13 protein-coding genes are annotated in these 19,135 nt (G+C 71.5%); 6 read left to right on the plus strand and 7 right to left on the minus strand.

Annotated features, from left to right (window positions below; genetic code table 11):
• The first annotated feature begins 65 nt into the window (after window positions 1-65).
• The 3 genes from MFF58_RS11830 to nudC all read left to right on the plus strand — a co-directional run bounded on the left by MFF58_RS11830 (window position 66) and on the right by nudC (window position 2,080).
• Window positions 66-671 carry a hypothetical protein gene (locus MFF58_RS11830; protein WP_238287527.1) on the plus strand — a complete coding sequence of 202 codons (606 nt, stop codon included), beginning with the start codon at window positions 66-68 and terminating at the stop codon, window positions 669-671.
• Between the two features lie 79 nt (window positions 672-750).
• Window positions 751-1,170 (plus strand): HIT domain-containing protein, encoded by a 420-nt coding sequence (locus tag MFF58_RS11835; RefSeq protein ID WP_238287529.1) that lies wholly within the window; start codon window positions 751-753, stop codon window positions 1,168-1,170.
• 7 nt (window positions 1,171-1,177) lie between these two features.
• Window positions 1,178-2,080 (plus strand): NAD(+) diphosphatase, encoded by a 903-nt coding sequence (gene nudC, locus MFF58_RS11840; RefSeq protein ID WP_238287538.1) that lies wholly within the window; start codon window positions 1,178-1,180, stop codon window positions 2,078-2,080.
• Between the two features lie 344 nt (window positions 2,081-2,424).
• Here the strand turns inward: nudC and cysG are convergent, their stop codons facing one another.
• The 7 genes from cysG to MFF58_RS11875 all read right to left on the minus strand — a co-directional run bounded on the left by cysG (window position 2,425) and on the right by MFF58_RS11875 (window position 13,941).
• Entirely contained in the window at window positions 2,425-3,897 is a 1,473-nt protein-coding gene (gene cysG / locus MFF58_RS11845; RefSeq protein WP_238287540.1) for a siroheme synthase CysG, read from the minus strand.
• A gap of 108 nt (window positions 3,898-4,005) precedes the next feature.
• Window positions 4,006-6,702, minus strand: a complete 2,697-nt coding sequence (locus tag MFF58_RS11850; protein WP_238287549.1) for a nitrate reductase — start codon at window positions 6,700-6,702, stop codon at window positions 4,006-4,008.
• 175 nt (window positions 6,703-6,877) lie between these two features.
• Window positions 6,878-8,482: a sulfite reductase subunit alpha gene (locus MFF58_RS11855; protein ID WP_238287551.1), complete on the minus strand. Its 1,605-nt coding sequence runs from the start codon at window positions 8,480-8,482 to the stop codon at window positions 6,878-6,880.
• Entirely contained in the window at window positions 8,479-10,296 is a 1,818-nt protein-coding gene (locus MFF58_RS11860) for a NirA family protein (protein WP_238287552.1), read from the minus strand. The genes MFF58_RS11855 and MFF58_RS11860 overlap by 4 nt, the downstream gene beginning before the upstream one ends.
• A 10-nt stretch (window positions 10,297-10,306) precedes the next feature.
• A complete protein-coding gene (locus MFF58_RS11865) occupies window positions 10,307-11,575 on the minus strand; it encodes an NAD(P)/FAD-dependent oxidoreductase (RefSeq protein WP_238287553.1) in 1,269 nt (422 codons plus the stop codon).
• 780 nt (window positions 11,576-12,355) lie between these two features.
• A complete protein-coding gene (locus tag MFF58_RS11870; RefSeq protein ID WP_238287554.1) occupies window positions 12,356-13,357 on the minus strand; it encodes a CmpA/NrtA family ABC transporter substrate-binding protein in 1,002 nt (333 codons plus the stop codon).
• Window positions 13,354-13,941 carry an ANTAR domain-containing response regulator gene (locus MFF58_RS11875; RefSeq protein WP_238287555.1) on the minus strand — a complete coding sequence of 196 codons (588 nt, stop codon included), beginning with the start codon at window positions 13,939-13,941 and terminating at the stop codon, window positions 13,354-13,356. Before MFF58_RS11875 ends, MFF58_RS11870 begins: the two co-directional genes overlap by 4 nt.
• A 257-nt stretch (window positions 13,942-14,198) precedes the next feature.
• On the opposite strand from MFF58_RS11875, the gene MFF58_RS11880 reads away from it, so the two are divergent.
• From MFF58_RS11880 to tkt, 3 genes are all read left to right on the plus strand, one after another.
• Window positions 14,199-14,855 (plus strand): hypothetical protein, encoded by a 657-nt coding sequence (locus MFF58_RS11880; protein ID WP_238287556.1) that lies wholly within the window; start codon window positions 14,199-14,201, stop codon window positions 14,853-14,855.
• 161 nt (window positions 14,856-15,016) lie between these two features.
• Window positions 15,017-16,906, plus strand: coding sequence for a glycoside hydrolase family 15 protein (locus MFF58_RS11885; protein ID WP_238287558.1), 1,890 nt, complete (start codon window positions 15,017-15,019; stop codon window positions 16,904-16,906).
• Window positions 16,903-18,978 (plus strand): transketolase, encoded by a 2,076-nt coding sequence (gene tkt / locus MFF58_RS11890; RefSeq protein WP_238287561.1) that lies wholly within the window; start codon window positions 16,903-16,905, stop codon window positions 18,976-18,978. The genes MFF58_RS11885 and tkt overlap by 4 nt, the downstream gene beginning before the upstream one ends.
• Window positions 18,979-19,135: the final 157 nt, after the last annotated feature.

Genomic DNA, 19,135 nt, shown 5'->3' on the forward strand with positions numbered 1-19,135 from the left:
GGGGGCGCGGGAACCGCGGCGCCAGCTTGGCGTTCGGCACCCGGACCCGAGCGACGAGGAGCCCCGTGACGAGCCCCGTGAAACGTCTACTTCTGGCCGCCCTGCTGTCGATGTCTGCCACCTGCGCCGTCCAGGCGGAGCCGGTGCAGGTGCGTTTCCGGGGAACCGTCGTGCGCGCCGAAGCCGACCGCCTCGAGATCCGGCGGCCCAGCGGCAGCACCCTCGCGATGCGGATGACGCCGAAGACCCGCGTCTATGCCGTCAACGAGGCGACCGTGCGGGCCATCAAGCCGGAGAGCTACGTCAGCGTGGTCGGCATGCCCGGCTCGGAGCCGCGGCGTGCCCGGGCGGTGACGCTGTACTCCCCCTCCGAACGGGGCTTCGAGGCGGGCAGCCAGCCCTGGGACAGCGAGCCCGGCGCGACGCTGACGGCCGGCTGGGTCTCCGATCTGCGGGCCGGCACCCCGCTGCGGCTGGCGCTCGCCTATCGCGACGGTCAGTCGGCCTTCGAGATCCCCGCCGGCACCCCGGTGACCCAGCTCTCGCCCGGCGAGAAGGCGCTGCTCGAACCCGGCGCCGCCGTGACGGTGTTCGCGCGCTCGGACGGGGACGGCGCCCTCGACGCCGGAACGGTCGCGGTGGGCCGCCGGGGGGTCGTCCCGGGCCTCTGATCCCGGCGGCTCGGGCTGCGTCACCGTTCCCGACGCCGGACCGCGCGCCGGCGCGCGAGCTGCGCTAAACCGGTGCGCGATGAGCGACTCGGATTTCACCCTCGACCCGCGCCTGGCCGCCGACACCGTCGAGGTCGGCGACCTCGCCCTGTGCCGCGTGCTGCTGATGGACGATGCCCGGTTCCCCTGGCTGATCCTGGTGCCGCGCCGCCCCGAAGTCAGCGAGATCACCGACCTGTCCGAGGCCGATGCCGCGGCCCTGTGGCAGGAGATGCAGCTCGCGACGCGCGTGATGCAGGCTCTGGCAAAGCCCGACAAGGTGAACGTCGCCGCCCTCGGCAACGTGGTGGCGCAGCTCCACGTCCACGTGGTCGGCCGCTTCCGCTCGGACCCCGCTTGGCCCGGCCCGGTCTGGGGCTTCGAGACGCGCAAGCCCTACCCGCCCCACGCCCGCGCCCAGCTCCTGGAGCGCGCCGGTGCCCTCTTCACCGCGGCCTGACCCTCGCATGACCGATCCCCGCGACACCCTCGGCTTCGTCAGGAACCGCCTCGACCGGCACTCGGCCGAGCAGCCCGAGGAGGCTGTGCCCCCCTTCGATGCGCCGGACACCCGCCTCGTCCTGATCTGCGGCGACCGGATCGTGCTGCGCGGACCGACCGCGCTGATCGCCCCCGCGGACGCTGCCGGCGCCACGGACGGGACCCGCATCTTCCTCGGCCGCCGGGACGGATGCCCGGTCTTCGCCGCCGCCGCGCCCGCCGAGACCGCCGAGCGGTTCTCCGACGACCGGTCCCGCACCCTCGACCTGCGGTCGATCGCGACCGAATCCGCCGTGGAGCCCGAGGAACTCGGCCTGCTGGCGGTTGCCAAGTCGATGCTCGACTGGCACGCCCGCCACGGCTTCTGCGCCGCCTGCGGCACGGCCACCGTGGCGAAGGCCGGCGGCTTCCGGCGCGAGTGCCCCAGCTGCTCGGCCCACCATTTCCCCCGCGTGGATCCGGTGGTCATCATGCTGGTGCGCCGGGCCGATTCCTGCCTGCTCGGCCGCGGCCCGCACTTCCGGCCGCACATGTACTCCTGCCTCGCGGGCTTCCTCGAGCCCGGCGAGACGATCGAGGACGCGGTGCGCCGGGAGGTGTTCGAGGAGACGCGGATCCGCGTCGGCGCGGTCACCTACCGGACGTCGCAGCCCTGGCCCTTCCCGTCCTCGCTGATGCTCGGCTGCGCCGCCGAGGGTCTCGACGACGCCATCGTCACCGATCCGAGCGAGCTGGAGGATGCCCGCTGGTTCACCCGGACCGAGGTCGCCGCCATGCTGGAGGGCACGCATCCCGAAGGTATCCAGGCACCGCCGCCCATGGCGATCGCCAATTACCTGATGCGGGCGTTCGTGGCCGGGGAAACTTGATCCTGAGCGGCGAGCCGGGCTAGCCCGCGCCCGAACGGGCCGGAGCCGTCGACCGGACGCGCCGCCGGCGCGTCGGTCGTCCGGAGCGAGTGCGGCATATGTCCTCGGGGCGGTCGACGAAGCCCCCGCCCTCAGCGCCGAACCCTCAGCCTTGTCCGGTTGCGCCCGTGCGCGTGGTGGACGGACCCTGCGAGGACCGTCAGGGGCTTGGGGTGCGTGTGCGGCGCGGTCACCGTGTTGGCCGGGCCCTTCAACCGCCGCGCGACCGCGCTCCCGGGCATCGCGCCGCCCTGGACCGCTTCGGATCGTGCGTGAGGGCGGAGCAGGTGCTTCCGGACCCCCGGTCAGACCGCCACGCGGCTTCGCTCGACCTCGGCCTGGACGGCCCGCCGCGTCTCGGAAAACGCCTCACCCACCATCAGGAGCGCCGGGCCGTCGAGGCCCGCCGCCTCGACGCGGTCGGCGAGGTCGGCGGCCGTACCGCGCAGGGCCTGCTGGTTCGGGCGGGTGGCGTTGAACACCAGCAGCGCCGGGGTCTGGGGTGCCAGCCCCTCCTCGACCGCGCGGGCGAGGAGCGCGCGCAGGGTCCGCTTGGGCATGTAGACGACGGTCGTCACGCTCGGATCGGCGAGCGCCCCCCAGTTCAGGTCGTCCGGCAGCGCCCCCCTGCGGTCGTGCCCGGTGACGAACTGGAGGCGCCGCGCCGCGTCGCGGTGCGTCAGCGACACGCCGAGGGCCGCCGCCGCTCCCTGCGCGGCCGAGATCCCCGGCACCACGGTGACCGGGATGCCGGCGGTCCGGCAGGCCTCGATCTCTTCGCCGGCCCGGCCGAAGACCAGCGGATCGCCGGATTTCAGCCGCACCACCTGCTTGCCCGAGCGCGCGAGCTGAACCATCAGCGCGTTGATGTCGTCCTGGCGGCAGGACGGGCCGTGTCCGGTCTTGCCCACCAGCATGGTGCGGGCCTCGCGGCGGGCGTAATCCAGGATCTCGGGGGCGACGAGGTCGTCGTACAGGATCACGTCGGCGCTGCGCAGCGCCCGCAGCGCCTTCAGGGTCAGAAGCTCGGCGTCGCCGGGACCGGCCCCGACCAGGGTGACCGCGCCGCCCCTGGGCGCGGCTTCCGTCTCGCCGAGCAGCTCCGCGAGATCCGATTCGGACGGCGCCCGGTCGGGCTCCGCGAAGGCGCGGTCTGTGAAGCGTTCCCAGAAGATGCGCCGTTCGGAAAATCCATGGAAGCGGGCCGTGACGCCGTCGCGCCAGTCGCGGGCCGCCGCGACCCAGCGACTGAACCCCCGCGGCAGCATCGCCTCGATCCGGGCGCGCACGGTCTGTCCGAAGACCGGGGCGGCGCCCTCCGTGGAGATGCCGACCACGAGCGGCGAGCGGTTGACGATGGCACCGAACTTCACGTCGCACAGGTGCGGCCGGTCCACCGCGTTGACGATGGCGCCGGCCCCGCGGGCGGCGGCCACGAAGGCGACGCACTCCGCCTCGTCCTCCAAGGCGCCGATGCAGAAGGCCGCGCCCCAGAGGTCGTCGGGGGTCCAGGAGCGTTCGTGCAGGATCACCTGCCCGTCGACGATCTCGCCCGGCACCCCGCGCAGCTCCTCGCCGGGCTCGGGGGCGTAGACGTCGACATGGGCGCCGGCCGCGGCGAGGACCTTCACCTTCCAGGGGGCACCGCCGGACGAGCCGGCGAGCACCACCCGCTTGCCGCGCAGGGGCACGAAGACGGGCAGCACCGCCAGCGGCTCCAGGCCAGCGGCCTTGGTCTCGCGGGGCGCGCGGGCGGCGCGCAGGGGTGTATCGGTCACGGGTGCGTCCTGAATCGTCCTGCTCCGGCTCGTTCCCCCGAACCCCCTCATCCGGAAGGGATCTGGATGGCGACGCCGGTCTGTCTTCTGCCGGGAGTGTATCAGAAATCAGGCGGCGCAGGCTGTCTGACCGGCCAGCATCTTGCGGATCTCTGGGATGCACGAACCGCAATTCGTGCCGGCCTTGCAACCGGCGCCCACGGCCTCCACGGAGCCTGCCCCCCCGGCGATGGTCGAAGCGATCACGTCGGCGCCGACGCCGTGGCAGGCGCAGACCACTGGACCGGCCGAGGCCGTGGCGGCGCGACCCGAGAGCAGCGCCCGGCGCTCGGCGGCCTCCGGCGCCTCGGTGGCGAACAGGATTTTGGCGGCCTCCCAGTCGGGCCTCGCCTCCGCGGGTGCGTAGGCGAGGCAGGCGACCAGCCGTGTGCCGTCGTACACGGCGCAGCGGTAGCGGTCCCGGGCATGGTCGGCGTACTCGGCCAAGTCGCAGCCCGGCAGCGCCGCGCTCTGGATCAGGCCACGGACCATCAGCGCGACGCCGCGGGAACTCGCATCCGTGGCGAATTGCAGGCCCCAGCCCCCCGTGACCGCCGCCCGCGCCCACCACCAGCCGTCCGGCAGCGCCACCTGCCGCCGCGACAGCAGGAAGCCCCGGGCCCGGTAGGCGACCGACGCGATGGAAGCCGGCGTCGCCTTCAGCTCGGGCTGGCCGGATACCGGGTCCGGCATGCCCCGCACCAGGGCGCCGACCCGGGCCTTCGACGCGAAGGCGCCGCCCCAGTGCATCGGCATGAACAGGCTGCCCGGCACCACCGCGTCGGTGACCGTCACCTCCAGTTCGGCCTCGCCGTGCGCGGTCGTCACCCGGGCGAGGCCGCCGTCGGTGAGGCCCTGGGCGGCGGCGTCCTCCGGGTGAACCTCCACGAACGGAACGGCCCGGTGCGCCGACAGGCGCTGGCTCTTCCCGGTGCGGGTCATCGTGTGCCAGTGGTCGCGGACCCGGCCGGTGTTCAGCACGAAGGGGAATGCCTCCGAGACCGCCTGGGCGAGGCCCGGCGGCTGCACCGCCACGAAGCGGGCGCGCCGGTCGAAGGTGTAGAACCGGCCGTCCCCGAACAGGCGCGCCCTGCCCTGTTGCCCCCCTCGGAAGCCGGAGCGCTTCGGCAGAGGCCACTGCACCGGCGGGGCGGCGTCGTAGGCGGCATCGCTGAGATCGGTCAGGGCCCCGAGGTCGAAGTCGCGCGTGCCGTTGTTCTCGTAGGCCGAGAGCCCGGCATGCTCGCGGAAGATCGCCGCGGCGGAGTCGAACGCGAAGGCCCGGCCGTGCCCGAGGCGGCGGCCGACCTCCGCCAGCGCCGCCCAGTCCGGCCGGGCCTCCCCGGGGCTCGCGAGGAAGCGGCGCTGGCGCGTGATCCGCCGCTCGGAATTGGTGACCGTGCCGTCCTTCTCGCCCCAGGCCTGGGCGGGCAGCAGCACGGTGGTCCTGGCCCGGCCCTGGGCCGTGTCGGAATCCGCAACCGCCTCGGACACCACGTAGAGGTCGAGGCCGGCGAGGGACTCGCGGATCGCGTCGGCCCGCGGCATCGAGACCAGGGGGTTCGTGCCCATCACCCAGAGGGCCCTGATCTTGCCCCGGCTGACCGCCTCGAACAGGGCCACCGCCTTCATGCCCTCGCCGGTGACGATCCGCGGGGCGCCCCAGTAGCGGCGCACCCGGTCCACCTCCTCGGGGCTGAAGTGCATGTGGGCAGCCAGCATGTTGGCCAAGCCCCCGACCTCGCGCCCGCCCATGGCGTTGGGCTGTCCGGTGAGGGAGAACGGCCCCATCCCGGTCTCGCCGATGCGGCCGGTGATGAGGTGGCAGTTGATGATGCTGTTGCCCTTGTCGGTCCCTTGAGCCGACTGGTTCACCCCCTGCGAGAAGGCCGTGACCACCCGGCGGGTGCTGGCGAACAGGGCGTAGAAGGCCGCGATGTCGGCCTCCGGCACGCCCGTCGCGGCGGCGACCGCGGTCACGTCCGGGGCGATCTGGCGGGCGCGGTCGAGGGCGGTGTCGAGGCCGGCCGTGTGCGAATCGATGAAAGCGCGATCGCGAAAACCGGTGTCGGACAGGTAGACCAGCAGGCCCGAGAACAGGGCGGTGTCGGTGCCCGGCCGGATCCCGAGGAACAGGTCGGATTCCTGCGCAGTCTGGGTCCGGCGGGGGTCGATGACCACGAACTTGGTGCCGCGGCGCTCCTTCGCGTCGGCCATGCGGCGGAACAGGATCGGGTGGCACCACGCCGTGTTCGAGCCGACCAGCACGATCAGGTCGGCCTCATCGAGATCCTCGTAGCAGCCCGGGACCGTGTCGGAGCCGAAGGCCCGGCGATGAGCCGCAACCGCGCTTGACATGCACAGCCGGGAGTTGGTGTCCACGTGCGGCGTGCCGATGAAGCCCTTCGCGAGCTTGTTGGCGACGTAGTAATCCTCGGTGAGGAGCTGGCCCGAGAGGTAGAAGGCGATGGCGTCCGGCCCGTGCTCCGCGGCGACCGCACGCAGCTTCTCGGCCACCGTCTCGAGCGCCGCGTCCCACGAAACCTGTGCGCCGTCGACCTGCGGGTGCAGCAGGCGGTTCTCCAGCGACAGGGTCTCGCCCAGCGCCGAGCCCTTCGAGCACAGGCGGCCGAAATTCGCCGGGTGCTCGGTGTCGCCCGCGATCGCGGCGCCGCCCTGCCCGTCCGGCGTCGCGAGCACGCCGCATCCGACCCCGCAATAGGGGCAGGTGGTCCGCACCGTCGGCGCCGCCACTGGCTGGGTCATGGCTCGAATCCTCGAAGGGTCGTCCCGGGCAGGAGCAAGCTTCGCGCCGCCGCTTCCCCCCCCCTGTGGGGAGGGGTTCGGGGTGGGGGTGGTGCAGAAGGCACCGCCCGAGCCCCATCCAGCGCCACCCCACCTCCGGCTCCTCCCCACAAAGGGGAGGAGAGCACGTTGCGGTTCAGTACACGTCGGCCTGATACCGCCCGGCCTTCCTGAGCGCGGCGAGGTAGGCCACCGCGTCCTCGGGGCTCTTGCCGCCGAACTGCGCGGCCACGTCGATGATCGCCCGCTCGACATCCTTCGCCATGCGCTTGGCGTCGCCGCAGACATAGAAATGCGCGCCGCCCTCGAGCCACTTCCAGAGCTCGGCGCCGTTCTCGCGCATCCGGTCCTGGACGTAGGTCTTCTCCTTGCCGTCCCGGGACCAGGCCAGCGACAGGCGGGTGAGCACCTTGTCGTCCTTCAGGCTGTTCAGCTCGTCCTTGTAGAAGAAGTCCGAGGCCTGCCGCTGGTGGCCGTAGAACAGCCAGTTGCGGCCCTTCGCCTGCGTGGCGGCGCGCTCGCGCAGGAAGGCCCGGAACGGCGCGATCCCGGTGCCGGGGCCGCACATGATCACGTCCTTCGACAGGTCGGCCGGCAGGCCGAAGCCGTGCGCCTTCTGGAGGTAGACCTTCACCTTGGTCTGCTCGGGCAGGCGCTCGCCGAGATGGGTCGAGGCGACGCCGAGCCGCAGTCGCGAGCGGTGGTTGTAGCGCACCGCGTCCACGGTCAGCGCCACGCGGCCGACATCCATCTTGGGCGAGGAGGAGATCGAGTAGAGGCGCGGCTGCAGCTCGTCGAGGGCTTCGAGGAAGACCTCGGCGTCGGGCCGCGCCCCCGGGAACTTGTGGAGCGCGCCCAGCACGTCGAGATAGGCGGCGTCGCCGTCCGGATCCTCGCCGGAGGCCAGGGCCTGCGCCTTCTTGCGGGCCGCGCCCGAGGTGAGCAGCGACAGGAGCTGGTAGAGATTGTCGGGCGCCGCGCCCAACGCGTAGTTGATCAACAGGTGTTCGCGCAGGGTCTTGTCGCCGATCACCCGCTCCGGACGGGCTCCCAGCTCGGCGATCACCGCGTCCACCAGCGCCGGGGCGTTGGCGGGGAACAGGCCGAGCGAGTCTCCGACGTCGTACTGGATGGGCGTGCCGTCCAGCCCGATCTCGACGTGCCACGTCTCCTTCTCGCCGCCCGGATCGTTGAGGCGGCGACGGGACAGGAACAGCGCCTCCACCGGGTTCTCGCGGCAATAGCCGAGCGGACCGAGATCGGCCGCCGCCCTCGGGGCTTCGTCGTCCGCCTTCGGGGAGGCGGGCGTGCCGCCGGCGGCACCGAACTCCTCGTCCAGCTTCTTGAGCATGCGCAGGGTCTCCTTGCCACCGGGCTGGCAAAGATTCAGGCGCGCTTCGCTCTTCAGGAAGATCGCGTTGGCGTAATCGGCGCAGTTGTAGCCGCATTGGCCGCAATCCTGCTGGGCCATGGCGGCCATCAGCTTCTGCGGTTCGGGCCGGTCCTTGGCCATCGCCATCCGTTCGCCGATCGGAACGGAGGGATCGTGCCAGGGGGCGTCGTCGTTGTCGGCGAGCTTCGGGCCGGTCGCCGGCGCCTCGCCGGGCGCGAGTGCCGTGGCGCCCCCGACGGCGGGGCCCAGCAAAGCCGCGAAGTAGCCCGAGAGCCAGGCCCGCTGGTCGGCGTCGAAGGGCGCGGTCTCGGGGATCAGGACGAGGGGCGGCGGGACGTGCTGGGTCATGCGGCGGCCTTCAGGGCGGGCTGTTCCTCGGCGGCGTCGCGGAGCGCCTCCGCGCCGGTGCGGCTGGTGAAGGCCTGGAAGCTCTCCTCGGGCCCCTGGCGGCGGGCGAGGTAGGCGCGCAGCAGCGCCTCGACGCGGGAGGGGGCGTCCTCGGCCTTGACGGCCTTCCAGATCTCCGTCCCGATCTTCGGGTTCTCGGCGAAGCCGCCGCCGACCACGATGTCGTAGCCCTCGACGGTGTCGCCCTCTTCCGAGACGATCACCTTGGCGCCGATCAGCCCGATGTCGCCGATGTAGTGCTGGGCGCAGCTGTGGTGGCAGCCGGTGAGGTGGACGTTCACCGGCACGTCGAGGTTCGGCAGGGCCGTCTCGATGTGGTCGGCGATGATCAGAGCGTGGCCCTTGGTGTCGGAGGCGGCGAACTTGCAGCCCCTCGCGCCCGTGCAGGCCACGAGGCCGGAGCGGATGCCGGCGGCCTTGGTGGTCAGGCCCAGCGCCTCGACCCGCGACTCGACCTCCGCCACCTTGGCGTCCGGCACGCCCGAGAAGATGAAGTTCTGCCAGACGGTGAGGCGGATCTGGCCGTCGCCGCACTCGGCCGCGATCGTGGCCAGCGCCCGGACCTGATCGCTCGTCATCTTGCCGACCGGCAGGACGACGCCGATCCAGTTGAGGCCCGGCTGCTTCTGGGCGTGCACGCCGACATGGGCGAAGCGGTCGGTGGGCTTGCGCGGCGCCACGTGCTCCGGCGCGACGCGGTCGAGCGTGCGGCCGAGCTTCGCCTCGACGGCGGCGAGGTACTTGTCGAAGCCCCAGGCGTCGAGGACGTATTTCATCCGGCTCTTGTTGCGGTTGGTCCGGTCGCCGTTCTCGATGAACACGCGGATGATCGCGTCGGCGACTGCGTTGCAATCCTCCGGCTTCAGGACGATGCCGGTGTCGCGGGCGAGATCGCGGTGGCCCGAGATGCCGCCGAGCACGAGGCGCATGTAGATGCCCGGTGGCACGGATGCGCCGTCCAGCACCTCCACGGCCTGGAAGCCGATGTCGTTGGTCTCCTCCAGGGTCGGCATCACGCCGCTGCCGTCGAAGGCGACGTTGAACTTGCGCGGGAGGCCGTAGAGCGACCGGTCGTTGAGGATCCAGTTGTGCCAGGATTTGGCGAGCGGGCGCGTGTCCAGCAGCTCCTGCGCGTCGATGCCGGCGGTGGAGGAGCCGGTGACGTTGCGGATATTGTCGGCGCCCGCCCCCCGGGCCGTGAGGCCGATATCGGTGAGCCCGTCGAGGAAGGGCTGGGCGTGCTCGGGGCTGATCTCCCGGACCTGCAGGTTCGCCCGGGTGGTCACGTGGACGTAGCCGCCGCCGTGTTCATCGGCGAGGTCGGCGACGCCCGCGAACTGCCAGTGGTGCAGGATCCCGTTCGGGATGCGCATCCGGCACATGTACGACATCTGGTTCGGCGCGACCCAGAACAGGCCATGGTAGCGCCAGCGGAAATTGTCCTCGGGCTTCGGTTGCTTGCCGGCGGCCGCCTCCTGGATCAGCCGGTTGTGACCGTCGAACGGATTTTCGGCCCGCTTCCACTTCTCCTGCTCGCAGAGCTTGCCGCCGTCCTTGACGGTCCGGTCCTGCGCCTTGATGTGGGACGCCTCCGGCCCGGTAGGCTCGGCGGGCGGCCCGGCCGCACCGGCCCCGCCGGTCGAGAGGCCGCCGGTCAGGCGGACGGCGGCGATGCCGGAGGCGAAGCCTTCGAGGTAGCGCGTCTGCTCGGCGTCGAAGGCGCCCGCGCCGGTCTGGGTGAGGGTCTCGGACATCCGTGCCTCCTTAAGCCGCCAGCGGTTGGGGCGCGGTGCGCCCGAACATGAGGTCGTCCACGTTCTCGATGGGGTCGCCGGAGCGGATCAGGCCCTTGCAGGCGCCCTGCTCGGCGATGTCGCCGACGAACACCGCGCCGATCAGCCGATCCTCCCGCACCAGCAGCTTGCGGTAGAGGCCGGCGCCGGGGTCGGAGAGCACGATCGCCTCGGCGTCGTCCGGCGTGTCGACGATGCCCGCCGAGAACACGGGCAGGCCGGACACCTTGAGGCTGGTGGACAAGGCCGTGCCCCGGTACTCGGCCGGCTGTCCGGCGAGATGACGCGCCAGCGTGTCGGCGTGCTCGTAGGCGGGCTCGACCAAGCCGTAGATCATGCCGCGATGCTCGGCGCATTCCCCGAGCGCGAAGATGCCCGGGTCCGAGGTGGTCATCCGGTCGTCGACCGTGATGCCCCGTCCGATCGACAGGCCCGCCGCCTGGGCCAGCGCCACCGACGGACGCACGCCCACCGACATCACGACGAGGTCGGCGGCGAGCACGGTTCCGTCGGCCAGGACGAGGCGTTCGACCCGGCCGTCGCCCTCGACCCGAGCGGTGTCGGCCTGAAGGATCACCTTCACGCCGCGGGCTTCCATGGCGCGCTTCACCAGCCCGGCGGCGTGGTGGTCGAGCTGGCGCTCCATGAGCCGGTCCATGACGTGGAGCAGCGTCGTGTCGACGCCGAGGCGCGCGAGGCCGACTGCGGCCTCAAGCCCGAGCAGACCGCCGCCGATGACGATCGCCCGGGCGTGCTGGACGGCAGCCCTCCGGATCGCCGCCACGTCGGCGAGGTCGCGGAACGTGATGACGCCCGGGAGGTCTATGCCGGGCTTCGACAGGCGGATCGGTACGGATCCCACCGCCAGGACCAGCTTGTCGTAGGGCAGGACGTGGGTCTCACCGACTCCGACCAGAGCGTTCGCCCGGTCGATCTCCGTGACCGGTGCGCCGGTGATCAGGCGGATGCCGTGGGCGGCGTACCAGTCCAGGTCGCGGAACTCGCAGGCCGCCTCGTCGACCTCGCCACCGAGCAGCGACGAGAGAAGGACCCGGTTGTAGGCAGCCCGGGGTTCGGCGCCCACACAGGTGACGTCGTAGCGATCGGGGCAGCCTTCGGTCAGCCGCTCCAGGAAGCGCAGCGAGGCCATGCCGTTGCCGATGACGACGAGCCTCTCGCGCGGGAGGCTGGTCTCGGCGCGTGCATCGTGCACGCGGAGGTCGATAGAAGATGTCGCCATCGCTCGATCGCGTCTGGAACCTCGAGTGCAGGATCGTCGGCGGACCGCCCACGAAAAAGCCGCTGCCGGTCGTCTCCCGGCGGGCTTCAGCCTCAGGAGAACCGGATCAGCGGCCTCGCTGACGGCGCTGCCCGTCGCCGTTGACGGACTTCAGGACCCGAGCAGGTTCTGTGCCACGCCGGCATGTCAGGATGAAGTCGTTGCTGTTGTTCGGGAAAATGACGGTCGCCGCGTGGCCGCGCGGCGGCCGGGGACGACAAGTGCGCTGCACAAAAATGAGGCTTCAGACTGACAAAACATCAGTCCAGGGGCGTCAGACTGGCTTTATGGGCAGGCGTTTCGGGAGCGAGGAGGCTGCGGAAGGTTCACGCAGGCATGCGGCACGGGCCGGTGCAGGCCTTGGCGGCCGCGCGGGCAGACCGCACGCCGCAACGCCTGCCCCGCGCGGGGTGAGCACTCGGAGGGGTGAGCGCTCAGATCAGGGAGGACAGAGCCGCCAGAAGACCCAGCGTCGGTACCGCGCCGACCGCGAGGACCCAGTACCAGGCATGCCTGGCGCCGGGTCGGCGATTGTCGTTGCAGGCGCGGGGAACCCGCCCTCCGCGACAGACATAGCGTCGAAGTTCGATCCGCGTGCGCGGATGCGACGTCAACGATCCAGTATCGAGTCTACGGCATCCGGGCATGGCGGAATCATAACGAGCGAGGCCGGTCGTCGTTCCGGCCTTCTCCCGGCCGCCGCAGCGAGACGATGACGAAAGTTTTGAGCTGTTTTCGGCCTCAGAGATCCGTCGTCGCGTGGCGATACAGGTCGGGCCGGAAGACGGTCGCGACCCCCGCGTCCTGAACGTCCGGCGCGGCGATCTGCTGGGAGAGCCGCATCTGCCGCAGGATCCAGCGTCCGCAGCGCAGGTCGGGCTCCTGGATGGCGGCGCCGAACCTCAGGTGCACGCCGGCCGTCGTCTCCGCGGATGCGTCCTGGGCGAACGCCGCGCCGACCAGCGTCGCGTCGAGGTCGAGGTAGTTCCGCCGGATGAGGCGGTGGACCAGCTCCGTCCGGTTGTCCGGATCGGCGCACCAGCGTCCGGCGCGGGCCACCGCCCGGATCAGCGGCGGCAGGGCCCCGTCGAGCCGCTCGGACACCGCCAGAACCTTCTCGAGTGCGTCCGGAGCCAGCAGGCTCCCGAGCACCGCGACGTGCCCATGGCCCGCCGCGGCCGCGACCGCGTTCCACGGGGCGCCGGCGCAGAAGCCGTCCACGAGATTCCGCGCGAGGGCCTCGACGCTGTGCTGGGGCGGGACCACCACGGTGCGGAACGCCGACGGGTCCAGTCCGCCGGCCTCGGCGAAGAGCCTCAACTGGTAGGTGTGGCACGAGAAGGGATGGACGGTGCCGAGCGTCAGGGGTCGACCGGCCTCGCGCCGGACCTGGGCCACCCGTGCGAAGGCGCGGGCGATCGCGTCGAGCGTCGTGCCGGCGGGCTCCATCTCCGCCCAGAGGCCGTGCGACAGGGTGATCGCGTTGCCGTCGCGGCTCAGCTGCAGCGGCACGATCAGGTCGGAGGGCGGCCCCGACAGAGCGAACCGGCTGGCGAGCGCCAGCGGCGCCAGCATGTGGGCGCCGTCGAGATGCCCGAGTGCCAGACGGTCGCGCAGGGTCGCCCAGGACGGCTCAGCGCTCAGATCGAGATCCAGCCCTTCGGCGCGGGCGAAGCCGAATTCGTGCGCGACGATCAGGGGCGCGGCGTCGCAGAGCGGGACGTAGCCGAGCTGGAGCCTCATCCGAGCAGATCCGCGGTCGTCACGATGGCGCGGGCGATGTCGGCGATCTTGCGCTTCTCGTTCATGGCCTTCCGGCGCAGCTGCTTGTACGCCTCGTCCTCGGAGAGGCCCTTCAGGCTCATCAGGATGCCCTTGGCCCGCTCGATCAGCTTGCGGTCGGCGAGTTCGCCACGCGCCTCCGAGAGCTCGCGCTGGAGGCGCGCGAAGGCGTTGAAGCGCAGGATCGCGATGTCGAGGATCGACTTGATCCGCTCCGCCCGCAGCCCGTCGACCACGTAGGCCGAGATCCCGGCATCGACGGCGGCCTGCATCATGGTCGTGTCCGAGCGGTCGACGAACATCGCCACCGGCCGCTCGACCTGACGCGAGACGCCCGACATCTGCTCGAGGATGTCCCGGCTCGGGCTCTCCAGGTGGATGACGACCACGTCGGGCTTCAGGGCGGTCACGCGTTCCGTCAGGTCGGCGGTGTCCGGCAGGACCACGACGCGGCCGACGCCGGCCGCGCGCAGGCCCTCCTCCAGAATCGCCGCGCGGGCGCGGCTCGGATCGATCACGGCGACGGTGAGGTTGGTTTCGGTCATCTGAGCCCGGTTCGGGGCGGATCATCGCGGCGGACGGCCCGGTTCGGGCATCCCAACCGAAGCACCGGACCCAAGCAAGGGATATGCCCCCCGCCGGCAGGTGCCGGGAAGCCCGCCCGCGGTTCCATCCCGTCCCGTGTTCATCCCGTCTCACGCCGGCATTCGGCAATCGGCGCGAAAAGAAACGGTCCAGCTTCCGCCGCAATGCTGGCCGCATCCTGCGGATCTCGGAGCGGTCAGGGAGATCGGTGATTCGGATGCGCAGGCCAGGTCAGCCCGCCTTCACGGACGCCGGCACCGGCCGCGTCTCCATGCCGTTCCTGCCGACGCTGGGCGTCGTCGCCCTGCTGGGCGTGGCCTCGCTCTACTGCCCGTCGTCGAGCCCGCCGAAGTCGCGGCCGCCGCTCGCGCAGCTGGATCCGCTCACGACGGCCTCCCTCGCGGCCGCACCGGTCACAGCTCCCTCTCTGGCAGCCTCCCCGACCGCCTCCCCGACCGCCTTCGCGCGGGCGGCGACCGGCCCGGCTGTCCCGGGCCGCATGCCCGCCTCCCTGGCCTTCGCCGAAGCTTACCCGCTCGACGGTTCGGCGCCGAAGGCCCCCGCAATCCACGCCGGAGGTCCGGTCCGGGCGGCACCGCGGCTGGCCGTCGCGAGCCGCCGCCCCTGCCCGGGCCGTCGATGCCCGGAGGCCCCGCAGCGCGCCGCCGATCCGTTCGCCGCCGCGCACGCCGACACCGCGGAGCCGGTCGAGGACGGGGCGGTACCGCAGCCGGCCCTGCCTTTCGCCGACACGGTCGCCCAGACCCTGGCGCCCGCCGCCCGGGTCGTGGGCGATGCGGCCGACCTCGTGCGGACCGGCGCCGCGGCAGTCCGGGGCACGGTGTCCCTGGCGGTCGCCGACTGCCTGCGCTGACCGCAGGCTGACCCGGAGCCCCGGCTGTCATCCCGCTTCCCGCCACCGCCTGGTGGAACGCGCGGTCCCGGCGGCGTTCCTCTGGATCTCCCGACCGGCCGTCCTAGGTGCGTTGCAGCGGACGGTCCGGGCAGCCGGCCGCCGACCGGAGTCGGGACCGGATGGCTGCACGCATCGAGGATTACGCGCTCGTCGGGGATTGCCGCAGCGCCGCGCTGATCAGCCGGCAGGGCAGCGTCGACTGGCTGTGCTGGCCGCGCTTCGACGCGGCAGCCCTGTTCACCAACCTGCTCGGGACCGAGGCGCACGGCTTCTGGAAGATCTTTCCCGAGGCCGAGCACGTCGAGACCCGCCGGTCCTACCGTCCGGGAAGCCTCGTCCTCGAGACCCGGCACACGACCCGGCAGGGCGAGGTGCTGGTCACCGACTTCATGCCGGTCGGCGACGGATCGCACCTCGTGCGCCTCGTCGAGGGCGTGCACGGGCGGGTCGCCATGCGGATGGAGATGGCGGTCCGCTTCGATTACGGCTCGGCCGTACCGTGGGTGTCCCGCTCGGAACTCGGCGACCTGCGGGCCGTATCGGGTCCCCACAAGGTGGTGCTGCGCACCGATGTCCACCTGAAGGGCTCCGACGCGCAGACGACCGTGGCCGAGTTCACGGTCCATGCCGGGGACCGGCACCGCTTCGTCCTGAGCTACGGCCCCTCCCACGAGGACGATCCCGTGGCGATCGAGCCCCGCAAGGCGCTCGAGGCGACGGATCAGCACTGGTGCGACTGGTCGAGCCGCTGCGCCGGCGGGACCGCCTGGGACAGGATGCTTCAGCGCTCCCTGCTGACCCTGAAGGCGCTGATCTACGAGCCCACCGGCGGCATCGTGGCCGCGCCCACCGCCTCCCTGCCGGAGGGACTCGGCGGCGAGCGCAACTGGGACTACCGCTACTGCTGGCTGCGCGACTCGACGCTGACGCTGATCGCCCTGATGGATGGCGGCTACATCGACGAGGCGCGCAACTGGCTCGACTGGCTGCAGCGGGCAGTGGCCGGGAACCCCGAGCAGGCGCATATCCTCTACGGGATCGGCGGCGAGCGGCTGCTGCCGGAGATCGAGCTCGACTGGCTGCCCGGCTACGAGAATTCCAAGCCGGTCCGCATCGGCAACGCGGCGGCCAACCAGTTTCAGCTCGACGTCTACGGCGAGCTGTTCGACGCGCTCTATCAGGCCCATGCCCGCGGCTTGCCGGTGAGCAAGGACGGGTTGAGGGTCGGGCTGGCGATACTCGGTCACTTGGAGCAGGCGTGGCGCCGGCCCGACGAGGGGATTTGGGAGGTGCGCGGCGGCCCGCGCCACTTCACGCACTCGAAGGTGATGGCCTGGGTGGCGTTCGACCGGGCACTGCGCATGCACGAGATGCACGAATCCGGTGCCACCGAGGAGCACGCCAGGCGCTGGCGCGCAGTCCGGGACGCGATCCACGCCGAGGTCTGCGAAAAGGGGTTCGATCCCGACCTGAACAGCTTCGTCCAGTCGTACGGCTCGAAGGCGCTCGACGCGAGCCTGCTGCTGATCGCCCATACCGGCTTCCTGCCGCAGGACGATCCGCGGGTGGTCGGTACGGTCGAGGCGATCGGCAAGGGGCTGATGCGCGACGGCTTCATCCTCCGCTACGAGACGGAGGGGCAGACGACCGACGGACTGTCGGGCAATGAGGGCGCGTTCCTGCCCTGCACGTTCTGGTACGCGGACAACCTGATCGGCCTCGGACGCCGGGACGAGGCGCGGGCGATCATCGAGCGCCTCGTCGGCATCTGCAACGATCTCGGCCTCGTCAGCGAGGAATACGACGTGCAAGCCAAGCGTCTTGTGGGTAACTTCCCCCAGGCGTTCACGCATGTCGCGCTCGTCAACACGCTCCTCAGCTATACGCGCGGCGAAGGGCCGGCGGATCGGCAGGGTGGTAAGGCCAACGGAGCTCCTCCCGCCGTCCTACGGCAGCGCGAAGCCGCGAAGCGGACCGCGAGAGGCGAACTGGAAGACGCAAAATCATGAGCGGTGCTGACACTCCCGCCAAGGCGGCCCTGGCTGAGATCGATACGCTCAGCATCAACACGATCCGCACGCTGGCGATCGACGCGGTGCAGAAGGCCAATTCCGGCCATGCGGGTGCGCCCATGGCCCTCGCGCCCGTCGCCTACACCCTCTGGAACCGCTACCTGCGCTTCGATCCGGCGCATCCGCACTGGCCGAACCGCGACCGGTTCGTCCTGTCCTGCGGCCACGCCTCGATGCTGCTCTACGGGCTCCTGCACCTCGCCGGCGTCGCCGAGAACGACGGCGGCAACGCCCCGGCGGTGTCGCTGGAGGACATCAAGAAGTTCCGCCAGCTCGACAGCCGGACCCCGGGCCATCCGGAATACCACTTCACCACCGGCGTCGAGACCACAACGGGTCCGCTGGGCCAGGGCGTGGCCAACTCGGTCGGCATGGCGATGGGCAGCCGCTTCCTCGGCCAGCACCTCAACCGGCCGAACCTGGCGCTGTTCGACTACAACGTCTACGCCGTCTGCTCGGACGGTGACCTGATGGAGGGCGTGGCCTCGGAGGCCGCCTCGCTCGCCGGCCACCTGCGGCTCGCCAACCTCTGCTGGATCTACGACGACAACACCATCACCATCGAGGGCCACACGGAACTCGCCTTCGGTGAGGAGGTGGCGACCCGGTTCCTGGCCTATGGCTGGCAGGTGCTGCGCGTCGCCGACGCCAACGATCTGCACGCGCTGGCGGGCTCCATCGAGACGTTTCTCGCCACGAACGACCGGCCGACGCTGATCATCGTCAAGTCGGTGATCGGCTACGGCGCGCCGAACAAGCAGGGCACCCCGAAGGCGCACTCGGACGCGCTGGGCCCGGACGAGGTCAAGGGCGCCAAGCGCGCCTATGGCTGGCCGGAGGACGCGCAGTTCCTGGTGCCGGACGGGGTGCTGGAGAACTTCCGCGACGGCATCGGCAAGCGCGGCGCCGCCCTCCACGCTGCGTGGCAGGGCCTGCTGACCCAGGCCAAGGAGGCGGATGCCGGCCACGCCGAGGACCTGGACGCCCTGCTGGAGGGCCGCCTGCCGGAGGGCTGGGACAGGGATATCCCGGTCTTCGAGCCGGACGCCAAGGGCCTGGCCACCCGCGAATCCTCCGGCAAGGTGCTCAATGCCATCGCCCAGCACGTGCCGTTCCTGCTCGGCGGCTCGGCGGATCTGGCGCCGTCCAACAAGTCGAACCTGACCTTCGAGGGCGCGGGCTCCTTCGGGCCGTTCTCGCCGGGGGGGCGGAACCTGCATTTCGGCGTCCGCGAGCACGCCATGGGCTCGATCGTGAACGGGCTGGGCCTCTCCGGGCTGCGGGCCTACGGGGCGACCTTCCTGGTCTTTGCCGACTACATGCGTCCGCCGGTCCGGCTGGCCTCGCTGATGGAACTGCCGATCTTCCACATCTTCACGCACGATTCGATCGGCGTCGGCGAGGACGGACCGACCCACCAGCCGGTGGAGCAGCTCCTGTCGCTACGCTGCATCCCGGGCCTCGTGACGCTGAGGCCGGGCGACGCCAACGAGGTCGCCGAGGCCTACCGGGTGATCTTCTCGCTCAAGAACCAGCCGGCGGTGCTCGCCCTCTCGCGCCAGCCCCTGCCGACCCTCGACCGAACGAAGTACGGCGCCGCCTCCGGAACCGCCAAGGGCGGCTACGTGCTGGCGGAGAGCGACGGCACGCCCGACGTCATCCTGCTGGCCTCCGGCTCCGAGGTTCAGCTCTGCGTCGGCGCCTACGAGGCGCTGAAGGCCGAGGGCGTGAAGGCCCGAGTCGTGTCGATGCCGTCCTGGGACCTGTTCGAGCGGCAGGACGAGGCCTACCGCGACTCAGTCCTGCCGCCCGCCGTGAAGGCGCGGGTGGCGGTCGAGCAGGGCAGCGTCATCGGCTGGGACCGCTACGCCGGCTCCGAGGGCGCGATCATCGGGATGCACACTTTCGGGGCTTCGGCGCCGATCAAGGATCTCCAGACCAAGTTCGGTTTTACCCCTGAGAAGGTGCTGGAGGCCGCGAAGGCGCAGGTGGCCAAGCACAAGCGGTAACGGCGGATACGCGACGGTTCCCTCCCCTCTAGGGGAGGGTGGCCCCCAGAGGGTCGGGTCGAAACCCCGCAAGGGGGAGCGACGGTGCGGAAGAAGGCGGTGGCCTTCATGAGGCTCGCGCCCCTCCCCCAGGCCCGGCTCCCCTCGCCCGACCCTC

Source organism: Methylobacterium longum (assembly GCF_022179385.1).
In the GTDB taxonomy this organism is placed as follows: domain Bacteria; phylum Pseudomonadota; class Alphaproteobacteria; order Rhizobiales; family Beijerinckiaceae; genus Methylobacterium; species Methylobacterium longum.